This window comes from Phormidium tenue FACHB-1052, assembly GCF_014696675.1.
Classification (GTDB): Bacteria; Cyanobacteriota; Cyanobacteriia; order Phormidesmidales; family Phormidesmidaceae; genus Nodosilinea; species Nodosilinea tenuis_A.
This window is the reverse complement of the sequence record NZ_JACJQN010000010.1, coordinates 92,090-108,839: the sequence shown is the minus strand read 5'-3', so window position 1 is coordinate 108,839 and position 16,750 is coordinate 92,090. Positions and strand designations below refer to the sequence as shown.

The 16,750-nt window shown below is 56.5% G+C and carries 14 protein-coding genes and 1 tRNA gene; 11 read left to right on the top strand and 4 right to left on the bottom strand.

Going from position 1 to position 16,750, the window contains the following annotated elements; genetic code table 11:
• Window positions 1-47: 47 nt before the first annotated feature.
• Both H6G07_RS14730 and H6G07_RS14725 read right to left on the bottom strand, forming a co-directional pair.
• Window positions 48-605 carry a sugar O-acetyltransferase gene (locus H6G07_RS14730; RefSeq protein WP_073608959.1) on the bottom strand — a complete coding sequence of 186 codons (558 nt, stop codon included), beginning with the start codon at window positions 603-605 and terminating at the stop codon, window positions 48-50.
• Window positions 606-678: 73 nt separating this feature from the next.
• The gene (locus tag H6G07_RS14725; protein WP_073608960.1) at window positions 679-2,580 is read right to left on the bottom strand and encodes a thiamine pyrophosphate-binding protein; all 1,902 of its coding nucleotides are present in this window, start codon (window positions 2,578-2,580) and stop codon (window positions 679-681) included.
• Window positions 2,581-2,934: 354 nt separating this feature from the next.
• Here H6G07_RS14725 and H6G07_RS14720 point away from each other — a divergent pair, with 354 nt between their 5' ends.
• Together H6G07_RS14720 and H6G07_RS14715 are read left to right on the top strand one after the other, a co-directional pair.
• Window positions 2,935-3,162: an AbrB/MazE/SpoVT family DNA-binding domain-containing protein gene (locus tag H6G07_RS14720; RefSeq protein ID WP_073608961.1), complete on the top strand. Its 228-nt coding sequence runs from the start codon at window positions 2,935-2,937 to the stop codon at window positions 3,160-3,162.
• Window positions 3,159-3,536, top strand: coding sequence for a type II toxin-antitoxin system VapC family toxin (locus H6G07_RS14715; protein ID WP_073608962.1), 378 nt, complete (start codon window positions 3,159-3,161; stop codon window positions 3,534-3,536). The genes H6G07_RS14720 and H6G07_RS14715 overlap by 4 nt, the downstream gene beginning before the upstream one ends.
• A 94-nt stretch (window positions 3,537-3,630) precedes the next feature.
• Here the strand turns inward: H6G07_RS14715 and H6G07_RS14710 are convergent, their stop codons facing one another.
• Complete coding sequence (locus tag H6G07_RS14710; protein ID WP_139297057.1) at window positions 3,631-3,798, bottom strand: isochorismate synthase; 168 nt, start codon at window positions 3,796-3,798, stop codon at window positions 3,631-3,633.
• Between the two features lie 217 nt (window positions 3,799-4,015).
• On the opposite strand from H6G07_RS14710, the gene H6G07_RS14705 reads away from it, so the two are divergent.
• Window positions 4,016-5,194: a tetratricopeptide repeat protein gene (locus H6G07_RS14705; RefSeq protein ID WP_073608963.1), complete on the top strand. Its 1,179-nt coding sequence runs from the start codon at window positions 4,016-4,018 to the stop codon at window positions 5,192-5,194.
• A gap of 3 nt (window positions 5,195-5,197) precedes the next feature.
• Complete coding sequence (gene nei / locus H6G07_RS14700) at window positions 5,198-6,025, top strand: endonuclease VIII (protein ID WP_073608964.1); 828 nt, start codon at window positions 5,198-5,200, stop codon at window positions 6,023-6,025.
• Here the strand turns inward: nei and H6G07_RS14695 are convergent.
• On the bottom strand, window positions 6,022-7,326 hold the full coding sequence (locus H6G07_RS14695) for a TldD/PmbA family protein (RefSeq protein ID WP_073608965.1): 1,305 nt from the start codon (window positions 7,324-7,326) through the stop codon (window positions 6,022-6,024). The two genes, nei and H6G07_RS14695, sit on opposite strands and share 4 nt — an antisense overlap.
• 182 nt (window positions 7,327-7,508) lie before the next feature.
• Here H6G07_RS14695 and H6G07_RS14690 point away from each other — a divergent pair.
• The 7 genes from H6G07_RS14690 (at window position 7,509) to H6G07_RS14660 (ending at window position 16,687) form a co-directional block, all read left to right on the top strand.
• A tRNA-Ser gene (locus tag H6G07_RS14690) sits at window positions 7,509-7,593 on the top strand.
• Window positions 7,594-7,717: 124 nt separating this feature from the next.
• Entirely contained in the window at window positions 7,718-8,077 is a 360-nt protein-coding gene (locus H6G07_RS14685; RefSeq protein ID WP_073608966.1) for a hypothetical protein, read from the top strand.
• Window positions 8,078-8,329: 252 nt separating this feature from the next.
• Complete coding sequence (locus H6G07_RS14680; RefSeq protein ID WP_242026802.1) at window positions 8,330-10,159, top strand: ABC transporter ATP-binding protein; 1,830 nt, start codon at window positions 8,330-8,332, stop codon at window positions 10,157-10,159.
• A 171-nt stretch (window positions 10,160-10,330) separates the two neighbouring features.
• Window positions 10,331-11,317, top strand: coding sequence for a helix-turn-helix domain-containing protein (locus H6G07_RS14675; RefSeq protein ID WP_073608968.1), 987 nt, complete (start codon window positions 10,331-10,333; stop codon window positions 11,315-11,317).
• 117 nt (window positions 11,318-11,434) lie between these two features.
• Window positions 11,435-14,098: a TonB-dependent receptor domain-containing protein gene (locus H6G07_RS14670; protein WP_084173208.1), complete on the top strand. Its 2,664-nt coding sequence runs from the start codon at window positions 11,435-11,437 to the stop codon at window positions 14,096-14,098.
• 142 nt (window positions 14,099-14,240) lie between these two features.
• The gene (locus H6G07_RS14665; RefSeq protein WP_073608970.1) at window positions 14,241-15,272 is read left to right on the top strand and encodes an ABC transporter substrate-binding protein; all 1,032 of its coding nucleotides are present in this window, start codon (window positions 14,241-14,243) and stop codon (window positions 15,270-15,272) included.
• A gap of 473 nt (window positions 15,273-15,745) precedes the next feature.
• Window positions 15,746-16,687 (top strand): helix-turn-helix transcriptional regulator, encoded by a 942-nt coding sequence (locus H6G07_RS14660; RefSeq protein ID WP_073608971.1) that lies wholly within the window; start codon window positions 15,746-15,748, stop codon window positions 16,685-16,687.
• Window positions 16,688-16,750: the final 63 nt, after the last annotated feature.

Sequence of the window (16,750 nt, the reverse complement as noted above, 5' to 3'; positions counted from 1 at the left end):
CAATCAACCGCAATCATTCAATCAACAATGATGTATTTACGCAAGTCCTAAACCTCGCGTAAAATTCGGCAAGGGTTGCCTACCGCAACGACATTCGCGGGAATAGATTTAGTCACTACACTGCCTGCGCCAACCGTTGTATTGTCGCCAATCGTTACCCCTGGGCAAACAATTACGCCACCGCCCAGCCACACATTGCTGCCAATCGTAATCGGAGCTGCCATCTCTAACCCACTCAGCCGCACCGCTGGGTCAACGGGGTGGTAAGCCGTGTAGATCTGCACATTGGGAGCCATCAGTACATCGTCCCCCAGGGTGACCCAGTTGCAGTCGAGGATGGTGCAGTTGGTGTTGAGGTAGAGGTTTTTGCCAGCGCGAATGTGGCCACCGTAGTCGCAGAAAAAAGGCGGGGTAATCTCAAAATTGGGGCCGATGGTGTGGAAGAGCGATCGCACCACCTCTTGCCGCACCTCAAGCTCCCCAGGCCGAGCATGGTTGAACTCGTACAGCTTCTCCTGAGTCTGCCGCCGCCGCGCCACCAGCTCCGGATCGAATCCCAGGTACAGCTCGTTGGCCAGCATCTTCTCGAGTTCTGTCTTCGCCATCTAGGGAATCTCCGATAATAAAAGATCCCAGGATTCTTTAAGAATCCTGGGATCTTAGAGCGTCAAGGGGAATCTAGCCCACCAGTTCTTTCACTTTAGCCATAATGCCATCGGGATCAATGCCCTGGTGAATGAACTGCTCCCACAGGCCGCCGCTGCCTTCGTGGTGGGTGCCGATGTGGGCAAACTTGGGTGTATAGCCCCGCTCCAGCAGCCAGGTACCAAAGCGGCTGCCCAGGCCAGTCTTGCGGTTAAAGGCCTCGGTCACCAGCACAAAGGGCGCTTTGCCCACCTTGGCCATGGTTTCCTCATCCACCACGTTGAGGGTGGACTTGTTGATCAGGCCCACGTCGATGCCTTCCTGCTTTAGCCGCTCTACCGCATCGAGGGCGCGGTAGACCGAATCGCCAAAGGTGACGATATAGCCCGCCGTACCTTCCCGAATCACCTCATCTTTACCGGGGGTAAAGGTGTAGTCGCCGCCAAACATCTCGTTGCCGTCAGCATCCAGAATCATCGGCACCTTCGAGCGGGTTGAGAAGATGAAGCGCAGACCGGGGTCGTGAAACACCTTCTTGACGCAGGCCTTCATCTGGTTGGGGTCGGCGGGGAAGTAGAGCTTGGTGTCGTAGCCGTCGTTGAGGCCGTTGTCGGCAAAGAAGTTGTTGAGGCCGAAGTGGCAGGTGTTGTCGGCCATATCGTCGATGCCCGAGTGGGAGAAGTGGCATAGCAGGTTGGAGTAGTTCAACCGCGCCATGGTGATTTCAGAAATGCACATCTCCAAAAAGGCGGCGAAGGTAGCGAATACCCCCTGCTTGCCCTCGGCCATGCCAAAGCCCGCCGCTGCCGACAGGTTGCCCCGCTCCATAATGCCGCCGCTGATGAAGATCTCAGGGTAGGCCTTGCGAATTTGGGCCAGGCCGCAGGAACCCTCCAGGTCGCTATCGACCACCAGCACGCTCTCTTTGCGGGCCATTTCATCCAGCTCGCCCAGCACTTCGACCATGGCGTCGCCAAACACGTTGCGGTTCGCGCCCACATTCTTAGACGAACCCTGGAATTCGTAGGTGTTCTTGGGGGTCTCGATGCCTTCGAGAATCTCGACCGCAGCGGTGTGGCCCTTGGCGGTCAGGTAGGCGATCGCCGCCTTTACCGAGATCACATCGTGGCCGTGGGTGCTGCCCTCAATGCCCTCAATGCCCACCGCCATCGCTCGCTTGTTGACCACCGCCACCGGGCCGGGGGTGTTGATGGCCTTGCAGATATTGGCATAGAGGCCGTCGAGGTCTTCGCCGTCGCCTTCGAGCACCGTCAGGCCGTGGCCCTCCAGAGTTTTTCTGACACTGTAGCCGCCCATGTACTGGGAGGGGTGGCCAGCAATGGTGACGTCGTTGTCGTCAATCAGCAGCTTGACGTTGACGTGGTGGGCCACCGCAAAGCGGGCCGCCTCAGCGTCGTCGCCCTCCTGCTGGGCCCCGTCAGAGCCCAGGCAGAAGGCAACTTTGCCGGGGTTGGCCAGGGCCACACCGTTGACGTAGGGCCACATGTGGCCCAATCGCCCCGAGCTAAACTTGACACCGGGGGTCAGCCCCAGCTCCGGGTGACCGGGCAGCTTTTCGTTGGCGGCACGGTACTGCATCAGCTGCTCGGCGGGCATGTCGCCGTTGAGCACCGACATTAGGTACTGGGTCGCCACCCGGTGGCCCGCTTCGTCAAAGAAAATCGGCACGTACTTGTCGCCTGCGCCGCGAAACAGCGCGTCGAGAATCATCACCTCGGGCACGGTGTCGTAGGGGCCGCCGGTGTGACCACCCACACCCCGCGCTGCGCCAGTCGCGGTGAAAAACACGATCGCATCCCGACACAGCTGAATGTTGGCCTTGAGGGCGCTGCGCTGCTCGTCGGTGAGGGTGGGGTTAGACGCATCGAGGGAAATTCGCTGGTATGCGCCCAGGTCAATGGGAAAGCTCGTCATAAGTGTTTCGTCCTATAGGCTGGTGAGAGGGAAGCGTGGAGCAAAGCGAGGTTTTTTATAGTGAGCAAGTCCACCGCTCAAATTTGGATAGCAAAAATCCACTACCTCCATCATTCAATACTCTGGCAAGGCTGTGAAGTTTTATTCGGTAAGAGTTGGTTAAGGGGCGAAGGGGGTGGATGGGTGAGGGGTAGATGGGTAGGGGGTGGCCTTGATTATTCGTAGGGTGGGTTAGGTGGCCTGAGGCTCTGCCTAAACCCCGTTACCTCCCATTCGCACCAACAAGCGGTTTTAAGCGCTGGTGGAGGGGAGTTGATGAGTTGATGAGTGGATTGAAGATTTAGAATAGGGGCTATGAGTCAAGACCCTTTTGCTGGCGTTGCTGTCACTGTATCGGCTGATCTACAGCTCACTATTCCGAGTGCAGTAGGTAAGTCATTGGGGCTGTCTGAGGGGCAGCGCTTTCAAGTCGTGCGGTATCAAGACCGTATAGAACTAATCCCCATTCGCCCAGTGCAAACGCTCAGGGGGTTTCTTAAAGGCATGGATACAGACCTGGTTAGAGACGCTGACCGACTATGAGAAGTGTGGTTGACTCGTCTGGTTGGCTTGCCTATTTTGCCGATGAGCCCAGTGCAGGCTTCTTTGCACCTGCAATTGAGGATACCAGCAGCTTGATTGTGCCTGCCATTAGCCTTTACGAGGTCTTCAAGCACATTTTGCTTCGACGTAGCGAAGACGAAGCCATTCAAGCCATTGGGGTCATGTTGCAAGGGCAGGTTATTGATTTAGATAGTGAATTGGCTCTCGATGCTGCCAAGATTTCTATTGAAAGCAAGCTGCCTATGGCAGACAGCATCATTCTTGCAACAGCCTACAAGTTTGAAGCCATAGTGTGGACTCAGGATAATGACTTTGAGGGTTTGCGTAATGTTCGGTATCTAGCCAAGGCTTAAATGGATTGACTTACTTTAGAAACGCTAAATCCCGCTTAACTGCCTTAGCAAGCGGGATTTGGGTAGAGAATGAGTTGTCAAACACCATGTTTTTCTAGAGGGTTTCGACCGTTTGGGCGTAGGTGTCGCCATCAAAGGGCTGTACCCCGGTTTTGGGATAGTTGTCATCGTCGGGGCCAAAGATTCTGCTGACGGGCTCGGCAAAATATTGCATTAACCCATCAAAAAAGTAGCCAAATACTGAGAGATTCAGACCTTTCATGACTGGCACCTCGCGGCTTAAGGATATTGATGTAGGCGATTGTAGCGATGCTTGTAGCGGGTCAGGGCTTGGTTTCTTGGTGTACCCTGATACTTAAATGCTACGGGATCACCCGAGGCTGGCGGTGCGACGGTGACCATTCTTTACAGCGGTTGGCAAGTTGTAATATATGGAGTGCACCCTTAACGATTTGGCTTACCAGTAAGGAGAGTTTCCTGTGAAACGCAGTCACGTGGCGATCGCTATTTTGTGCGGGATCATGGGCGGTGGGGCGGTCATTCCCCAGGCTCAGGCTGCTGCTCCAGCGCCGCCTGCCCAGGCTTTGAACGAGTTTGGCCAGGCTCCCGACCCGGTGCCGCCCCTGTGGCTGGCGCAAGCCAGCAGCAATGGCCTCAGCACCGCCCAGCAAGAGCAGGTCGATGAGCTGCTGCGCCAGGGTCAGGCCAAGGTCACGGCCCGTGACTACGCTGGGGCGATCGCTGCCTATCAGCAGGCGGCGGCTATTGACAGCCGCAACCCCCGGCTGTTTTCAGGCATTGGCTACCTCTACGTGCAGCAAGAGAACTACGGCGAGGCGATCGCGGCCTACCAAAGCGCGATCGCCCTCGATGGCAACAACTTGGCTTTTCGCTACGGTCTAGCCCACAGCCAGTACAAAAATGGCCAGCTTGACGAGGCGCTAGAGACATACCAGGGAATTCTCAGCAGCAACCCCCGTGAGGTCAACGCTCACCTGGGGATTGGCGGTATTCAGATCGAGCGCAGCGACTTTGATGGAGCGCTGTCTACCTACCAAAACCTGGCCCGCATTGCTCCCGGCAACGCCCAGGTGTATGCGGCGCTGGGGTCCCTCTACATTCAGCAAGAGGACTACGACCAGGCCCTCACCTACCTAAACCAGGGGTTGCGCTCTAACCCCAACGATGGCGATCTCCACGTCAGTGTGGCCAACATCTACCTGCTGCAAGAAAACTACCCCGAGGCAACCAAAAACCTGCGCGAAGCGCTGCGGGTAGAGCCTCAAAACGCCAATGCCCAGCACCAGATGGGCTATGTGCTCTACCAACAGGGCGATCGCGAGGCCGCCTTTGACTACCTGCTGCGGGCGGTGCGCCTCGACCCGGAGCTAGTGGCCGCCCATGCCCTGCTGGGCGAGCTACTGCTCGAACGAGAGCAATATCTGCAAGCCGTGCTCTCCTACCGCAAGGTGGTTGATGCCCTGCCAGAAGACCCCGCCGCTTTCTATAACCTGGGCTTGGCGCTCCATGGGCAGGGACTAGAAGCCCAGGCGCTCTCAAACATAGAGTTGGCGGCAATTTTATACAGCCGCCAGGGCAATACTGAAGGGGCGACCCGCGCCCGCGAGCTGATGGCCTTTTGGGGCTACGAGCGATAGCCCATGCCCGAAGGCCCCGAAATTCGCCGTGCTGCCGACAAGCTCCATCGGGCGATCGCAGGCAACATCGTCACCGATGTGTTCTTTGCCTTCGACCACCTCAAACCCTATGAGGAGGAGCTGATTGGCCGCACGGTAACAGCGGTGAAGCCCTACGGCAAGGCCATGGTCACCTCCTTCGACAACGGACTGGGGGTCTATAGCCATAACCAGCTCTACGGCATTTGGGTGATCTGCAAGCCAAATGCCGTGCCTGCCTCCCGCCGTCAGCTGCGCTTTGCGGTACATACCCCCAATCGGTGGGCGCTGCTCTACAGTGCCTCCGACATTGAGGTGCTACCCGAAGAGGCGGTGCTCACCCATCCTTACATTGCCAGGCTTGGCCCCGACACTCTCGATACCGCCCTTGTCCCCGATGAGGTAGCAGAACGCACCCTGAGTGTCCCCTTTCGCCGCCGCCAGTTTGCCACCCTGCTGCTCGACCAGGGGTTCCTTGGCGGCATTGGCAACTACCTGCGCACTGAAATTCTCTACGTGGCGGGCATTCACCCCAGCCAGCGGCCCGTTGACTGCACGCCTACTCAAATTGCCGCCTTTGCCGAGGCCGCCCTGGCTCTGCCCCAGCAGTCATATCGGCACAACGGCATTACCAACGACCTGGCCCTGGCTACCCACCTCAAGCAGACCGGCTACCGCCGTCGCGACTACCGCCACTGGGCCTTTGGCCGCCAGGGCAAACCCTGCCACCGCTGTGGTGACACTATCGCCAAAATCATGATCGGCGGCAGGCGTTGCTATGTCTGCCCTCAGTGTCAGACGGTTAACGATTAACCGCTAGTAATTGAGAGGCCATCCAGCAGCACTGAGGGCGTGTAGCAGGAGCCATTCCAGTCGCCGTCGCTGCCCAGCTCCACATTGTCCTTGAGGGCGGTGTAGATGTTGCCCGCCACCATGGTGTCTTTAACGCGGCCCACCAACTTGCCCCGGTGAATGCGGTAGCCCAAGTCGATGTTGACCGAAAAATCGCCTGCAATGCCCGGGTCACCGCCCAAAATTTGATCTACCAGCACCCCGTTATCAATGCTGGCAATCAGCGCCTCTAGAGATCGCATACCCGGCTCAACTAGGGTGTTGTAGAGACTGGGGGTCGGGTAGCTGCCCAGGCCAGGGCGAAAGCCGTTGCCCGTGGACCCGGCCCCCAGGGTACGACCGACGGCGCGATCGCAGTAAAACAGCGCCACTGCTCCTTTGTCGATAAACACCAGTCGCTGAGTGGGGGTGCCCTCATCGTCAAAGGGACAGCTAAACGGCCCCGCCTCTGGGTCTTGCAGCAGCGTCACGCGGGGCGAGGTCATCTGCTCACCCAGGGCGCTGCTCCAGGGGGACGATCGCTCCACCACCCGCTTGCCGCTGAGGGCTGATTGCAGCGTGCCCCAGATCATGTCGGCGGCTTTGGCGGTGAAGATCACCGGCATGCGTCCGCTACTGACCTCGGCGGATTCCTCGGCCCAGGCTAGCCGCTGCAACACCTGGTGGGTCAAAGCATCCACATTCAGGCGATCGCGCTGGGTTTGGCCGTCGCTGACGCTCAAAAAGTCATCGCCCCGCACCCAGTCAGCCGACAGGTAGCTGCTCAGGGTCGCGTCGCTGTAGTGGCAGTCGAGCCCCTTGGTGTTGAGAATCCGAGTGGTTTCTACATCGCACTCCACATCTACGCCGCAAATCACCTCAGGGTAGGCGCTGCGAATGCGATCGATCATGGCCTGCCCCCACTCGATCAGCTGCTCCACCGGCACCTCCTGGCCCATGTCGGGGTAGTGGCGGCTGTTGCCTTCGACCAGGTCAATGGTTTCGGGGGCGTTGAGGGCGCTGATTGCTAGGGCCTTGTCAATGATGGTCTCGGGGTCAACATTACCGTAGGCCACCGCCAGCCCAGGCCGACCATTGATCCAGAGGCGCAGGGCTGTGCCCAGGGCAGCGGAGCTTTCAAGCTGTTTGAGCCGGTTGGCTTCGAAAAAGACAGGGCGCGATCGCGATCGTGATTGCAGCACCTCCGCCGCTTCGGCTCCCCGTTTGAGGGCCAGGTCTATGAGTTTTTCAGCTAGCGAATCGTCGGTAAGACCAGGCACCATGGCAGTTAGCAAGCAGGGGCGTGATAGAGCTACTTCATCTTCCCGGATTGCGGTACCTCTGCAAAGGGCACCGATCTAGATAGTTCATTCCAAAAACCTGCTTCGCTAACTGTTTTTGCCGGATTTTCGGCTTTCGGATCGTCCAAGCACCCGATTCAGCGGTAGAATAGCAACGCCCCTTTGGAGAGGTGGCAGAGTGGTTGAATGCGGCAGTCTCGAAAACTGCTTTGGGGAAACCCAACGAGGGTTCGAATCCCTCCCTCTCCGTTGACTTTCAAGGCTTTCGGCCTTTTGGCTGCCACTAGCTCCAACAGCAGCTAGAGCAGCTTTACATACTAAAAACGCCTTATTTGCGTGGAAAATTAGATCAGAACTAGATCATTTTTTTGCCATGGACAGCATAGACCAAGTAATCGAGCAGGCTCACCAGGGACTAAGCCGGATCACCATAGTGCGCCGAGTCCGCAAGCTAGCCTTGCGGGGGTCTCTTCCCAAACGCCCTGGAGAGGGGCGGGGAAATAAGCAGACCACGATCGCCCTGGGGGTGTTTGCAAACCCTAGCGGCATAAAGGTTGCCCTGGCTAAGGCCCAGCGTCTGGAGTCTGATCTAAATATGGAGCGTTTTACCTGGGACGACTGGGAGAAAGGTGATGGCAGCCCAGGCGGTAAGAGTGCAGCCGACTGGGGCAAAGAGTACGCAGCAGTTAAGGTGGCCGAGGTCAGGGCTAGCACCTACCGCAATAATTACTGAGAGCGTTTAGAGTCGCTGCCTGATAAACCTCTCACTGAAGAACTGCTGCTCAACTGTGATGGAGCGACACCTGACGGCGGTCGCAGAAAATTGGGAGGACTGCTTTCCGTATCCTGGTGCCTAGCCTTTCAGGTGAGGAATTGAAAATACTCCGTTTAGGAATCCTTTTGGAGCGAACGAGTCGGTAGGCTGTGGGTTAGTTCTTCGCGGGGTAGGCTCGGTATGAGGGCGGCGACACCGAGGTATCGAGCGATGTTGGTGACGTATCTGCAACCGCAGCGAGGGCGGTTTTTGGGGCTGTCGATCGTCCTGCTGGGGGGAATTGGCCTACAGCTGCTGAACCCTCAGATTTTGCGCTACTTCATCGATACTGCGATCGCAGGTGGGCAGCAGCAATCGTTGGTGTTGGCAGCGGGAGCGTTTATGGCGATCGCAATTTTTCAGCAGGGGCTAGCGATCGCCACCACCTACTTCAGCGAAACCATTGCCTGGCGGGCTACAAACACCCTGCGCCTTGATCTGGCCCGCCACGCAATGGGTCTTGACCTGGCCTTTCACAAAGCCCACACCCCTGGCGAACTGGTGGAGCGGGTCGATGGTGATGTGGATGCTCTCTCCCGGTTTTTCTCACAGTTTATGTTGCAGGTGGTGGGCAATGGCCTGCTGGTAGTCGGCGTCTTACTGATGGTGTGGCGCGAAGACTGGCGCGCTGGAGTGAGTCTGAGCCTGTTTGCCCTGATGGCCTTTGGCGTTTTGGGTAGCCTGCAAAACCTGGCCGTTGGCCCCTGGGGCACCTACCGCCAGATCAGCGCCGAATTTTACGGCTTTGTGGCTGAGCACCTCAGCGGGCTGGAGGACATCCGCGCCAACGGGGCCGTCGGCTACGTGATGGATCGGTTTTACAAAATTTTGCGGCGGTGGCTGGCGGCCTTTCATCAGGCTCGCTTTACCAGCACTTTGCTGTGGGGCAGCACCGTGGGGCTGTTTACAATCGGGAATGCGATCGCCTTAGCCGTTGGTGCCTACCTCTGGAGCCAAGCCGCCATCACCATCGGCACCGTCTACCTGCTGTTCTACTACGCCACCCTGCTGCAAGACCCCATCGAGCGCATCCGCGAAGAGCTAGAACAGCTCCAGCAGGCCCAGGCCAGCATCCAACGCATCCAGAATCTATTGGGGCACCAGGCTCAGGTGAACCCCGGTGGTCAAGGAGTTCTACCCAGGGGTGCGCTATCGGTGGAGCTTGAGGAGGTGTGGTTTGGTTACGAAGACGTAGGCGAGTGGGCGAGTGGGAGCGTAGGAGCGTGGGCGTGTGGGAGCGTGGACAAAACGAGTACTGACGAGACAAACAAATCTCAACCACCTACCCATCCACCCGCCCACCCATCCACCCATCCACCTATCCTCCAATCCCTCACCCTCCACCTCCCCGCCGGTCAAACCCTCGGCCTGCTGGGTCGCACGGGCAGCGGCAAGAGCACCCTGGCGCGGTTGCTGCTGCGGCTGTACGACATTCAGCAGGGGCAGATTCGCCTGGGGGGGGTGGATATTGCCCAGGTGTCGCTGCGGGAGTTGCCGCACCATGTGGGGTTTGTGACTCAAGATGTGCAGTTGTTTCAGACTTCAGTGCGCAATAATCTGACCTTTTTTAATGGGCACATTGGCGATCGCGCCATTCTGCAAACCCTAGAGGAGCTGGGCCTAATGCCCTGGCTGGAAGCACTGCCAGCAGGGCTGGATACAGAACTGGGGGCCGACAGCGGCGGGCTGTCGGCGGGGCAGGCACAGCTGCTGGCCTTTGCGCGGGTGTTTCTCAAAGACCCGGGGCTGGTGGTGCTGGATGAAGCCTCGTCGCGACTCGACCCGCTAACGGAGCAGCTGATCGAGCGGGCGGTGGATCGGCTGTTGGTGAACCGCACAGGAGTTATCATCGCCCACCGACTAAAGACCGTGGAGCGGGCTGACCAAATTTTGATTTTGGAGCAGGGGCAGGCGGTGGAGTACGGCGATCGCACTGCTCTTTTAACTAATCCAAATTCCCAGTTTTCGCGCTTGCTCAAGGTCGGAGCGATGCTCAATTAATTCTGAAACTACGCCAGTGCTGCATCCCCAGGTCAGCAAGGATAGCGGACTGGCTTGAATTGCCCCAACTGGGTGATTGGGCCGCTTGCCAGAATCAAGTCAATAAATGAGAATAAGTCTTATTTGCTGGCTACGGTTCCTGAATTCCTTTGACACGCTGCTTTCATTCCCATGACCATTCTCCTTTCAGAAAAAGACCAGTCGGCATCGTTGTCGGCCACGGCTCACCCGTCACTGTTGGGTAGCTACGAGCTGGTGATTCAAGCCCCCCAGTCGACTAGCCGAGGCTATAAGCGATCGCTCAACCTCAGCCGTGGACTAAATTTGCTGATCCGCGACTACTGGTTGCAAGACACCCTGGTTGAAGAAAAATTGCCGGAAGCACCCGGGCGAACCCTTGAGTTTGGCTTTAACCTGCACATGGCTCCAGGCGGTGGGCACCCAACCGAGCCAACTAGCCCAAGTAGTTTTCTCGAATTCAACGAAACTCGTACCCAAAGCACTTTTCAAGTTTGGTCTGGGCAGCGGCGAGTGCTAAAAATTGACCTGCACTTGGTCACGCAAGCGGGCTCCTGGGCCTTTAATGCTGATCAGTTAAAGCTGATTCCGGCAGAACTACAGGCCGCGATCGCCGCTGATGGAGATGAATGGCACCAGCCAGTGAAATCGATTTCCCCGGCGATTCAGGTAGTGCTTCAGCAAATTCTCAACTGCCCTTACACCGGGTCGATTCAGCAAGTCTATCTAGAGGCAAAAGCGCTGGAGCTGATCGCCCTGCAAACGGCTCAGTGGCTAGAGGCTGCCCCCTCTAAGCTGGCCCAGCGGCTGAAACCGTCAGATGTTGACCGCATTTACCAGGCCAGAGATCTCGTTGCCCAACGCCTAGACGATCCCCTTTCGCTGCTGGAACTGGCCCGGGCCGTGGGTCTAAACGACTGCACCCTAAAGCGCGGCTTTCGCCAGGTGTTGGGTACGACGGTGTTTGGCTATCTACGACAGCAGCGCCTGATTAAAGCGCGGCAGCTGTTGCAAGACACTGAGATGAGCGTGGCTGAGGTCACCTATCAGGTGGGCTACAGCCATGCGGGGCACTTGGCCGCCGCCTTCAAGCGCGAGTTTGGGGTTAGCCCCAAAGCCTTCAAAAATTCCGTGCTGTGACTGAATTGTTCCGTGCTGAGGCAGACGCGATCGCCCCTTTCGCCCTAAAGTTCCTATACCTAGATGAAAGCTATTCTCATCTAGTCTATTGAATACTTGAACGGTGGTGTGAAGGATATGACTCAGCAGCGGAGCGGATGGAGCATATGGGTTGGCGTGGTAGGGGCGATCGCAGCCCTGACTCAACCGCTGGCAGCCCAGGCAAACGATGAAAATGTGGATGAGTGGATGGGTGGGCGAGTGGATGAGTCCGCACAACCCACGCTCCCATCCACCCCCTTACCCATCCACCCATCCACCCCCCACCCCGCCACCACCGTAGACGAATGGATGACCCAAATCGCCCAGGCCACGGTGCAAATTACCGGGGTGCGGGTAGAGTCGACCGAGGCGGGGTTGCAGGTGGTGCTGGAAACGGCAGCGGGTGAGCTGTCGGCACCCACCACGCGATCGCTCGGTAACGCCCTAATTGTCGATATCTCCAATGCGGTGCTGGCCCTGCCCGATGGGGGGGAGTTTCAGCAGGCCAGCTCAACGGCGGGCATTGCTTTTGTCAGCGTTACGGGTTTGCCAGACAATCAGGTGCGAGTTTCTATTACCGGCGACGATGCCCCGCCCAGCGTGGAGGTTGGCCCATCTGCCCAGGGTTTAGTTTTAGCAGTCACCCCTGGGTTGGCAACCGAAGCCGAAGCGACCGAGGAAGCCATTCAGTTGGTGGTAACCGCGACTCGAACCGAAGAAGAATTACAGAACATTCCTCGCTCCGTCACGGTGATTACGCGGGAAGACATTGGGCAACAAACCCGGTTCAGCGAGGACCTGGGGGATATTTTGTCTCAGCTCGTCCCTGGCTTTAGTGCCCCCACCGGGCGCACCAATACCTTTGGGCAAACTCTACGGGGACGCGAGATCTCGGTGTTGATTGACGGCATTCCCCAAAATAGCAACCTAGGCTCTGTCCCCGCCGCGCTGACCACGATTGATCCGCGCTCGGTTGAACGGATTGAAGTGGTCCGTGGCCCCAACGCGATCTATGGTGGGCAGGCCACAGGCGGCTCAATCAACATCATCACGCGGCAACCAGATGCGAGTCCCGTGAGCCAGACAATCGACATCGGTGGCAGTGCCGCCTTCAACGAGGCCTTTCTGGCTGGGGATGGGTTTGGCTATAATGCCCTCTACTCAGTCTCAGCGGCGACAGAGACAGCCAGCATCTTGGGCAGTCTGTCTTACACCTCGCGCGGGGTGTATTACGACGCGGAGGGCGATCGCATCCCCAGCGACCTAACCGATGCTGAGACGGACGAAGTGAACCTGTTGATTCGGCTAGGGGGGGAGCTTAGCCCAACGCAGCGGTTGAATTTCACCTTTAACCACTTCAGCCAAATCCAAAACGTCTCCTATATCAGTGACCCTGAGGTGGACAATATTGCAGGGGTGCAGAAAGCCAGAGCCATTGAACTACCGGCAGGCACGCAAATTATTGGTGCCCCCGATGAGGCTTCTTTAGAAACGACGAACCTCACCCTCCAGTATTTCCATGATGACTTGCTCAACAGTGACGTTTCGGGGCAGGTGTTTTTCCGCAACTACGAGTTTGTGGGCGGCTTGCCCACCGATCTGCGGGAATTTTTTGGCATTATCTCCCAATCTCCCGGAAATACTCAGCAGTGGGGGGGGCGGCTTCAGGTCAATACCTCGTTTAATCCTGAAGATACCCTGAGCTTGCTCTGGGGGGTCGATTATGTGCGAGAAGACAGTTCCCAGCGGTTCAACCTGTTTGACCCAGGTGAGTTCGATGCCAGCGGCGGACTGGTTTTTCGCAAAATTGGTGAGGTTGATTTTGTCCCTCCCTACCGCTTGAACGACTTGGGCATTTTTGCTCAGCTACAGTGGGATGTTGTCGATCGCCTCACCCTGAGTGGCGGAGCACGGTATGTCAACCTCAATATTGATACCGACGACTACACCACCTATGACGGTAATAGCGTTGAAGGCGGCACGCTGACTGCGGATGATGTGGTCTTCAATCTGGGCTTAGCCTACGAAGTTGTGGATAGCTTGACGGCCTTTGCCAGCTTTTCCCAGGGCTTTTCACTACCGGACATTGGCCGGGTGCTGCGCTCTGCCCCGCCCGGTTTTGCCGTTGAAGCCGACATTGATTTGACCCAACCCCAAAAGGTCGATAACTACGAAATTGGCCTGCGGGGTAACTGGAACACCGTGCAGGCGTCTTTAGCTGCGTTTTATAACTACTCCAGTTTGGGCACAAGATTTGCCGTAGTGGATATTAATGGCCCCCTGCAAACCGTGCGATCGCCCCAGCGGGTTTATGGGATAGAAGGTGCCCTTGACTGGCAACCCAGCGATCGCTGGAGCCTGGGAGGCACTGCCGCCTGGTTAGAGGGCGGAGATGATGCTGACGAAGATGGAGATTTTACGGCGCTTGATAGCTTGATCATTCCGCCGTTTAAGCTAACCGCCTATGTGGAGAACGAAACCCTGCCGGGCTGGCGGAATCGGTTGCAGCTGCTGTTTTCTGGTGACCGCGATCGCGGCTTTAATGCTGGTGCCGATGGTGCCTCCATTAATAGCTACATCACCCTCGATCTCTTGAGTGGCGTCCGCATTGGAAATGGCGAGCTAACCCTGGGCATTCAAAATCTGTTGAATACTCAGTATTACCCGGTATATTCTCAGTACTTTGCCCCCTTCTCTAGCAGCGACAATCGAGCAGGTCAGGGCCGAACAATGAGTCTCAGCTATCGAACAACGTTCTAAGAAGGCGATCGCGCTGAGGTGGGAATGACAGTAAATGTTTATGTTCAGACCACCACTCCCTTTTAGGATTCGTTTGATTTTGCAGATTCAGGAGCGAGACTGAGCCTTGCCTACAGATTCACCTGGTAAGCTGACTAAATTAATGATCGCTAGTTATCGAATTTTCAGACCTTTTTTGCTATTTTGTCTAACTCTGCTATTGGGTTTGGGCTGTAGTCATCGTCTACCGTCAGATCACTCGTCTCAAAGTTCTTCAAGCGTTTCCTCAGATTGTCGAATCATTGCTCATGACGCTGGGCAGACAGAGGTTTGCGGACAGCCTCTTACCATTGTTGCTCTCAGCCCCTACATTCTGGATATGATGCTTGCTTTAGGAGTCGAGCCAGCGGGATATGCAGCTGCTGATGTGACTAAAGAGTTATTGCGTCGGCCTAAATTTGACAACCCTAGGCAACAAATTCCTTATTTGGGAAATCGATTGAACGGCCAGCCGATTAATTTGGGCGATCGCCATAGCCCTTCTCTAGAGGCGATCGCTCGATTACAGCCAGATTTGATTTTAGGTGAGAGCTGGCAGGGTACCCAAGGCAAGTATGGTCTATTGTCTAAAATTGCGCCGACGATTTTAGTTGACGACAACAAAGACGGTTGGCAGCACAGCATTGAGATTGTTAGCAAAACCTTAGATAAACCAAATCAGCTACAGCAGATCAAGGCTGACTATGATGCCAAAATCTCAGCCGCTCGTGGTCAATTGGCCCCAGTTGCAAGCCAATATCCTCGGGTGTTGATTATTAGTTCTGGAAGCTTATCTGAGGCAATTTATCCCTATAACGATACCGTATTTTCAAGACTGCTTGAGCAACTAAACTTTCAGCTTGTAGACACAGACTCGGCTCTCTCTAACAACCCTACGATTTCGCTTGAAATCTTGCCTCAGCTAGACACTGATATCGCTATTGTCGTCGCCTGGAATGATGCTGCAAAAAATGATGCCCAGGGATGGAAAAAACTACAGCAAGAGTGGAACGGCGTTCCTGTGTTAAGGCAAATGCCCGTGTCGCAAGCGGAGCGAGTCTTTTTTTTAGACGCGCGTTTATCTACCATTCGAGGTCCCTTGGCGGCGGCAGCAATTTTGGATAACTATCTAAGTTTTTTAATCCCTCTCAAGTAGCAGGGAATATTTTTTCTGCGCTGAGCAGGCTCGTCAGTCTGGCATTGACATCGTAGGCCTAGGTGCTAGAACCCGACGAGACAAAAACCTCTAACTGAATAGAGCTATCCTGCAAAACCCCAGCGGGTGAGCAGCAAACCTACCGAGCTGAGGTGGTCGCCGCCCCAACCCGTACTGCCCTGCTCACGGGCTGCTGCCAGTCAAGCATTGTCTGCGGTCACCCCTTACCGAGTGAAGGCTTTAGCTCTGCTCAAGACAGGGGCTCAAGCCCAAGGTAGAACCTAAGTCTGAGCTATTGAGAATTAATGCCAATTAGGCTAAGATTTTTTCATCCTCTCTGACATCTAATGCTTTGGATGTAGGTTACCGGGGTTGCTCAAAAAGGCTGTCTTCAAGGAATTGTCGGCTGGCGTTTGGGCAACCCCGTTTTATTGCTCCTGTTTTATCTCTATAGCGCTGCTGCGCCTGTCGTTATGACCATTACTCTTTCCGCATCTGACTATGCGACCTGGCTCGATGAGGTCGCCTGCGCTACCACAACAGAGGGCGAAGCAGCGGCTTATCCTGCTGTCCTCGGGCGGGGGCAGCAGCGCTATGTGGCCCTGCGCGAGGGTATCGAACTTTGTATTGAAGATCTCTACTTGCACGACGATCTGGAGATCAGACACTGCGATCGCGAACATCCGCTGGAATTTACCTTTGAGCAAGTTCAGAGCGGCGGCAAAAGCAGCCAGCGCTACAGCTTCTTTGGCAGCGGGTTGGCCCCGGCGGAGTCCTGGCGGGTTCCTGGTAATCGACGGATTGTCGGTCTCAATGTCCACATCGATCCCTACGCCTTTCACCAGTGGATTGGGGAGGCGTGCGACGATTTCCCAGACCTGCTACGCCCTGCGGATCAACGCTACCTAGAGCGCTCTGGCACCCCAACGGCGGCGATGCAAATGGCGGTGCAGGCGATTTTGTACTGTCCATTTCAAGGGCTAACCCAGCGGCTCTACCTAGAAAGCAAAGTGGGAGAGCTGATGGCGCTGCTGATTGAAGACCTAAAAACGATGTCTGACAACTTCAACCCACCCGCCCTCAAAGCCGACGATGTGGAGCGCATTCACTACGCCAGTAAGCTGCTGTGCCGCCAGATTGCCCATCCGCCCACGCTGATTGAACTAGCGCGGGCGGTGGGCATCAATGATCACAAGCTGAAGGTAGGCTTTCGCCAAGTGTTTGGCACTACGGTGTTTGGCTACTTGCACGAGCACCGCATGGAGCGATCGCGCCAACTGCTCGAATCGGGCGACCTTAGCGTTACCGCCGCTGCCGAGGCTGTCGGTTTCTCCAGTCGGGGCCACTTTGCTGCCGCCTTTCGCCGCAAGTATGGGGTGAATCCAGGGGTGTATGCGCGGGGGAGAAGGGCGTGAGGGGTGGGTGGGTAGGCGGGTAGGCGGGTGGATGGGTGGATGGGTCCGCTTTATGCTCTGCAC

Excerpts from the sequence above, each read along its gene's own strand:
- H6G07_RS14720 (WP_073608961.1), top strand. The coding sequence starts at position 2,935 with ATGAGTCAAGACCCTTTTGCTGGCGTTGCTGTCACTGTATCGGCTGAT.
- H6G07_RS14675 (WP_073608968.1), top strand. The coding sequence starts at position 10,331 with ATGACCATTCTCCTTTCAGAAAAAGACCAGTCGGCATCGTTGTCGGCC.
- H6G07_RS14730 (WP_073608959.1), bottom strand. The coding sequence starts at position 605 with ATGGCGAAGACAGAACTCGAGAAGATGCTGGCCAACGAGCTGTACCTG.
- H6G07_RS14680 (WP_242026802.1), top strand. The coding sequence starts at position 8,330 with ATGTTGGTGACGTATCTGCAACCGCAGCGAGGGCGGTTTTTGGGGCTG.
- H6G07_RS14695 (WP_073608965.1), bottom strand. The coding sequence starts at position 7,326 with ATGGTGCCTGGTCTTACCGACGATTCGCTAGCTGAAAAACTCATAGAC.
- H6G07_RS14670 (WP_084173208.1), top strand. The coding sequence starts at position 11,435 with ATGACTCAGCAGCGGAGCGGATGGAGCATATGGGTTGGCGTGGTAGGG.
- H6G07_RS14665 (WP_073608970.1), top strand. The coding sequence starts at position 14,241 with ATGATCGCTAGTTATCGAATTTTCAGACCTTTTTTGCTATTTTGTCTA.
- H6G07_RS14660 (WP_073608971.1), top strand. The coding sequence starts at position 15,746 with ATGACCATTACTCTTTCCGCATCTGACTATGCGACCTGGCTCGATGAG.
- H6G07_RS14725 (WP_073608960.1), bottom strand. The coding sequence starts at position 2,580 with ATGACGAGCTTTCCCATTGACCTGGGCGCATACCAGCGAATTTCCCTC.
- H6G07_RS14710 (WP_139297057.1), bottom strand. The coding sequence starts at position 3,798 with ATGAAAGGTCTGAATCTCTCAGTATTTGGCTACTTTTTTGATGGGTTA.
- nei (WP_073608964.1), top strand. The coding sequence starts at position 5,198 with ATGCCCGAAGGCCCCGAAATTCGCCGTGCTGCCGACAAGCTCCATCGG.
- H6G07_RS14685 (WP_073608966.1), top strand. The coding sequence starts at position 7,718 with ATGGACAGCATAGACCAAGTAATCGAGCAGGCTCACCAGGGACTAAGC.
- H6G07_RS14715 (WP_073608962.1), top strand. The coding sequence starts at position 3,159 with ATGAGAAGTGTGGTTGACTCGTCTGGTTGGCTTGCCTATTTTGCCGAT.